This window comes from Streptomyces boncukensis (assembly GCF_011045075.1).
In the GTDB taxonomy this organism is placed as follows: domain Bacteria; phylum Actinomycetota; class Actinomycetes; order Streptomycetales; family Streptomycetaceae; genus Streptomyces; species Streptomyces boncukensis.
In genome coordinates this window covers 1-781 of record NZ_JAAKZZ010001065.1, presented here as the reverse complement: position 1 = coordinate 781, position 781 = coordinate 1, and the positions used below count along the sequence as shown (strand labels likewise).

Sequence of the window (781 nt, the reverse complement as noted above, 5' to 3'; positions counted from 1 at the left end):
GCACCGGGCCGACGACGCCCGTGCCATCGCGGCAGGCCCCGCGGGGGCGCCCGCACCGGACGTCGCCGCTGCCAAGGGGCTGGACGCCGTCGACCGGCTCGTCCGCGTCGACCAGAAGCCCATCGGCCGTACGCCCCGCTCCAACCTCGCCACATACACCGGGCTGTTCGACGCCGTACGGAAGGTGTTCGCGTCCACCGACGAGGCGCGGGCGCGCGGCTACAACGCCGGACGGTTCTCCTTCAACGTCACCAGCGGGCGCTGCCCCACCTGCCAGGGCGAGGGCTATATCGCCGTCGAGCTGCTCTTCCTGCCCGGCACCTACGCGCCCTGCACCGACTGCCAGGGCGCCCGCTACAACCCCGAGACCCTCCAGATCACCCACCGGGGCGCCACCGTCGCCGACGTCCTCGCGATGACCGTCGACGCCGCCGCCGGCTTCCTCTCCGACGTTCCCGCGGCGGCCCGCGGACTCGGTGCGCTGCGCCGCGTGGGCCTCGGGTACCTGCGGCTGGGCCAGCCCGCGACCGAGCTCTCCGGCGGGGAGGCGCAGCGCATCAAGCTCGCCACCGAGCTGCAGCGCGTACGCCGGGGGCACACCCTGTACCTGCTCGACGAGCCCACCACGGGACTGCACCCGGCCGACGCCGACGTCCTGATGCGCGAGCTGCACGCACTGGTCGACGCCGGGCACACAGTCGTTGTCGTCGAGCATGACATGTCCGTGGCGGCGGGTGCCGACTGGGTGATCGACCTCGGCCCCGGGGGAGGGGAGCGTGGC

At 74.0% G+C, this 781-nt stretch carries 1 pseudogene; it reads left to right on the top strand.

The window, feature by feature from the left end:
* A pseudogene (locus tag G5C65_RS37950) lies at window positions 1–781 on the top strand (ABC transporter); the annotation flags it as partial.